The organism is Streptomyces sp. NPDC059567 (assembly GCF_042735655.1).
Lineage (GTDB): Bacteria > Actinomycetota > Actinomycetes > Streptomycetales > Streptomycetaceae > Streptomyces.
In genome coordinates, this window is record NZ_JBHWBS010000035.1 from 1 (window position 1) to 4,705 (window position 4,705).

The window sequence follows — 4,705 nt, forward strand, 5'->3', positions numbered from 1 at the left end:
GGCGGGGGGGTGCTAGTTGATCACCTCACCTAAATGGACCCCCCCCCCCCCCCCCCCAAACACACCCAAAAATACCCCCCCCCGGGGGGGGGCCAAACACCCCCCCCCCGCGCGGTGTCATATCCGACACGCTCATCGGAGGCCCTGCGGTGAACGAACTGCCGCAACAGCTGGCCGACGGCCTTGCCCTGGGGGCCCTTTACGGCCTCATCGCCATCGGTTACACGATGGTCTACGGCATCGTCCAGCTCATCAACTTCGCCCATGGCGAGATCTTCATGATCGGGGGCTTCGGCGCCCTCACGGCGTACACGATCCTGCCCGAGGGCACCGCCCTCGTGATCGCGATCCCCGTGATGCTCATAGGCGGCGCGGTGGTCTCCGTGGCCGTCGCCACCGCCGCCGAACGCTTCGCCTACCGCCCCCTGCGCGGCGCGCCCCGGCTCGCCCCCCTGATCACGGCCATCGGTCTGTCGATCGTGCTCCAGCAGCTCATCTGGGGTTTCTACCCGGGAGCCAAGAGCAAGGTCACCTTCCCCGAGTTCAAGGGCGGACCCTTCGAGATCTTCGACGGCCTGTCGATCTCCCGCGCTGACACGTTCGTCCTCGTCGCCGCCCCGATGTGCATGCTCGCTCTCGGCCTCTTCGTCTCGAAGAGCCGCAGCGGCCGCGCCATGCAGGCCACGGCGCAGGACCCGGACACCGCGAAGCTGATGGGCATCAACACCGACCGCATCATCGTGATGGCCTTCGCCATCGGCGCCGCGTTCGCCGCGGTCGCGGCGGTCGCCGAGGGCCTCGACAAGGGCCAGATCCGCTTCGAGATGGGCTTCCTGCTGGGCCTCAAGGCCTTCACCGCAGCCGTCCTCGGCGGCATCGGCAACATCTACGGCGCCATGATCGGCGGCGTGGTGCTCGGTCTCGCGGAGACCCTCTCCATCGCCTACGTCGAGCACATCCCCGGGATGGCGCAGTTCGGCGGCGGTGCCTGGAAGGACATCTGGGTGTTCTCCCTCCTCATCCTGGTGCTCCTGTTCAGACCACAAGGTCTGCTCGGACAACGCGCCGCGGACAGGGCGTGATCGCGATGACGACCGACCTCACCAAGACCCCCGAGGCTCCCCAGGAGTCCGGCACCGTCGAGCAGGCGGGCGCCAAGAGCGCGGGCCTCCTCCACTGGATCGTCGCGGCCGGCGGCCTCGCCTCCGTCGCGAGCACCTTCCTCGCCTGGACCTACACCACCGAGTTCCCCGGCGACCTCACCGTCACCGGCTACCCGGGCGGCCTCCAGGTCCTCACCCTCGTCGCGGGCTTCCTCCTGATCGCCTTCGCCCTCTCCGGGCTGGGCGTGAAGGGCCTGCGCTGGCTCACCCCCGGCGGCTCGGCGAAGGCGCTGCAGTTCCTCGCCCTCGGCACGCTCGGCACCACGTGGTACACCGTGATCGCCATCGCGGCGCAGCTCGGCGGCATCGCGCACTGGGAGCCCGGCGCGTACGTGGCCTTCGTCGCGGTACTGATCCCGCTGGCGGCGTTCCTGCTCAAGGACGACTCCCGCAAGCCGGCGAAGCCCCAGGAGATCCCCTCCTGGGCCGAGATCCTGGTCATCGTCGTCGCGTTCGCGATCGGCATGTACGCCGTCACGTACGGCATCTCGACCGAGTACCCCGAGCTGTTCATCGGCTACCTGCTTCTCGCGGGCTTCGGTGCCGCCGCGCTCAACAAGTCGGGTCTGGTGGGCCGTATCTCGGCCATCGCGTCGAAGAACAAGCAGATCGCCGCCGTCGCGGCGTTCGCGGCCGCGGCCGTCTTCCCCTTCACGCAGACCACCGACACGTTCACCGTGATCGCGGTGCAGATCCTGATCTTCGCCACGGTCGCCCTCGGTCTGAACGTCGTCGTCGGTCTGGCGGGTCTGCTCGACCTCGGTTACGTCGCGTTCCTCGGCGTCGGCGCCTACACGGCCGCCCTCGTCTCGGGATCGACCGCCTCCGCGTTCGACATCCAGCTGCCGTTCTGGGTCGCCATGATCATCGGCGCCCTGGCCTCGCTGGTCTTCGGCGTCATCATCGGCGCGCCGACCCTGCGGCTGCACGGTGACTACCTGGCCATCGTGACGCTCGGCTTCGGTGAGATCTTCCGCATCACCGTCAACAACATGGACGGCGACAACGGTCCGCAGATCACCAACGGACCGAACGGCATCCCGAACATCCCGGCGCTGAACATCTTCGGCTACGACTTCGGCGAGACCCACACCATCCTCGGCGTGGAACTCGGCTCGTACGCCAACTACTACCTGCTGATGCTGCTGGTGATGGTCTTCGTCGTGCTGGTCTTCAGCCGGGCGCAGGACTCCCGTATCGGCCGCGCCTGGGTCGCCATCCGCGAGGACGAGACCGCGGCGACCGCGATGGGCATCAACGGCTTCCGGGTCAAGCTCATCGCCTTCGCCCTCGGCGCCACCCTCGCCGGCGTCGCCGGCACGGTCCAGGCCCACTTCCAGGGCACGGTCCTCCCCGAGATGTACGTGTTCGCCGGCCCCGTCGCCCCGAACTCCGCGTTCCTTCTCGCGGCCGTCATCCTAGGCGGCATGGGCACCATCCGCGGCCCGCTCCTCGGCGCGGCGCTGCTCTTCCTCATCCCCGAGAAGCTGGCCTTCCTGAAGGACTACCAGCTCCTCGCGTTCGGTCTCGCGCTCATCCTGCTGATGCGCTTCCGCCCGGAGGGCCTCATCCCCAACCGGCGCGCGCAGCTCGAGTACCACGAGCACGACGAGAACGCCGACAAGCTCGACGTACCGGAGCAGCGGCCCCCCGCCGACCCCATCGTCGGAACCTCGAAGGCGGGGGCGTGAAAGCCATGACGACCACCACCACGGAATCCACGACGACGGCGTCCACCGCCGCCACCGTCCTCGACGCCAGCGGTGTCACCATGCGCTTCGGCGGACTCACCGCCGTACGCGGAGTGGACCTGACCGTCCGCGAGGGCGAGATCGTCGGACTCATCGGCCCCAACGGCGCCGGCAAGACGACCTTCTTCAACTGCCTGACCGGTCTGTACATCCCCACCGAGGGACAGGTCAGCTACAAGGGGACCGTGCTGCCGCCCAAGCCGCACCTGGTCACCAAGGCCGGCATCGCCCGTACCTTCCAGAACATCCGCCTCTTCTCCAACATGACGGTCCTGGAGAACGTCCTCGTCGGACGCCACACCCGGACCAAGGAGGGCCTCTGGTCCGCGCTGCTGCGCGGCCCGGGCTTCAAGAAGGCGGAGATCGCCTCGCGCGAACGCGCCATGGAGCTGCTGGAGTTCGTCGGCCTGGCGAGCAAGGCGGAGCACCTCGCCCGCAACCTGCCCTACGGCGAGCAGCGCAAGCTGGAGATCGCCCGGGCGCTGGCGAGCGACCCCGGCCTGCTGCTCCTCGACGAGCCGACGGCCGGCATGAACCAGAACGAGACCCGCACGACCGAGGAGCTCGTCTTCGCGATCCGTGACAAGGGCATCGCCGTCCTGGTCATCGAGCACGACATGAAGTTCATCTTCAACCTGTGCGACCGCGTCGCGGTGCTGGTCCAGGGCGAGAAGCTCGTCGAAGGCACGTCCGACGTCGTCCAGAGCGACGAGCGCGTCGTCGCGGCCTACCTCGGTACGCCGTTCGAGGGCGCGCCGGGCGCGGAGGAGGTCGCGGAGGTCGAGGCGGCGGAGGCGCACGCCGAGGCCGAGGCGGCGGAAGCCGACGAGGCCCCGGAGGCCCCCGAGGCTCCCGCCGACGAGGCTCCCGAAGCCCCCGAGGCCGAGGCCGAGGACACGCCTGAGGCCGACGACGCTCCGGCAGCGGAAAGCACCACCGAAGGAGACTCCAAGTGACCGCTCTTCTCGAGGTCGAGGACCTCAGGGTCGCCTACGGCAAGATCGAGGCCGTCAAGGGCATCTCCTTCTCCGTCGAGGCCGGTCAGGTCGTCAGCCTCATCGGCACCAACGGCGCCGGCAAGACGACCACCCTGCGCACCCTCTCGGGCCTCATCAAGCCCGCGAGCGGGAAGATCACCTTCGACGGCCAGGTGCTCAACGGCATCCCCGCCCACAAGGTGGTCTCCCTCGGCATGGCCCACTCCCCCGAGGGCCGGCACATCTTCCCGAAGCTGAGCATCACCGAGAACCTCCAGCTCGGCGCCTTCCTCCGCAAGGACAAGGACGGCATCGAGAAGGACATCCAGCGCGCCTACGACCTCTTCCCGATCCTGGGCGAGCGTCGCAAGCAGGCCGCGGGCACCCTCTCCGGTGGTGAGCAGCAGATGCTGGCGATGGGCCGGGCGCTGATGTCCCAGCCCAAGCTGCTGATGCTCGACGAGCCCTCGATGGGTCTCTCCCCGATCATGATGCAGAAGATCATGGAGACCATCGCCACGCTCAAGGCCGAGGGCATGACCATCCTGCTCATCGAGCAGAACGCCCAGGCCGCCCTGTCCCTCGCGGACTACGGCTACGTCCTGGAGGTCGGCACCATCAAGCTCTCCGGCACCGGCCAGGACCTGCTCCACGACGACGAGGTCCGCAAGACCTACCTCGGCGAGGAGTAGAACCCGTCCCCACGGACAGAAGGCCCGCCCCACAGCGTTGTGGGGCGGGGGTTGTCCTGTAGTGCGCCGTTGGTAAAGGCCGGCCTTGGGCGCGTTCTTGTCGTCGGCGTGCTCGATGTCCG

The 4,705-nt window shown here is 68.5% G+C and carries 4 protein-coding genes; all 4 read left to right on the forward strand.

The annotated features are described in order from the left end of the window. Nucleotides 1-149: 149 nt before the first annotated feature. Genes ACFVZW_RS17710 through ACFVZW_RS17725 form a run of 4 tightly spaced genes read left to right on the forward strand, consistent with a single transcriptional unit; the run spans nucleotide 150 to nucleotide 4,583 of the window. A complete protein-coding gene (locus ACFVZW_RS17710; protein WP_383562192.1) occupies nucleotides 150-1,082 on the forward strand; it encodes a branched-chain amino acid ABC transporter permease in 933 nt (310 codons plus the stop codon). Nucleotides 1,083-1,087: 5 nt separating this feature from the next. Beyond that, the gene (locus ACFVZW_RS17715; RefSeq protein WP_384522191.1) at nucleotides 1,088-2,854 is read left to right on the forward strand and encodes a branched-chain amino acid ABC transporter permease; all 1,767 of its coding nucleotides are present in this window, start codon (nucleotides 1,088-1,090) and stop codon (nucleotides 2,852-2,854) included. Nucleotides 2,855-2,859: 5 nt separating this feature from the next. Beyond that, nucleotides 2,860-3,870: an ABC transporter ATP-binding protein gene (locus ACFVZW_RS17720; protein WP_384522193.1), complete on the forward strand. Its 1,011-nt coding sequence runs from the start codon at nucleotides 2,860-2,862 to the stop codon at nucleotides 3,868-3,870. Beyond that, the gene (locus ACFVZW_RS17725; RefSeq protein WP_384522195.1) at nucleotides 3,867-4,583 is read left to right on the forward strand and encodes an ABC transporter ATP-binding protein; all 717 of its coding nucleotides are present in this window, start codon (nucleotides 3,867-3,869) and stop codon (nucleotides 4,581-4,583) included. The genes ACFVZW_RS17720 and ACFVZW_RS17725 overlap by 4 nt, the downstream gene beginning before the upstream one ends. The last annotated feature ends 122 nt before the right edge of the window (nucleotides 4,584-4,705 follow it).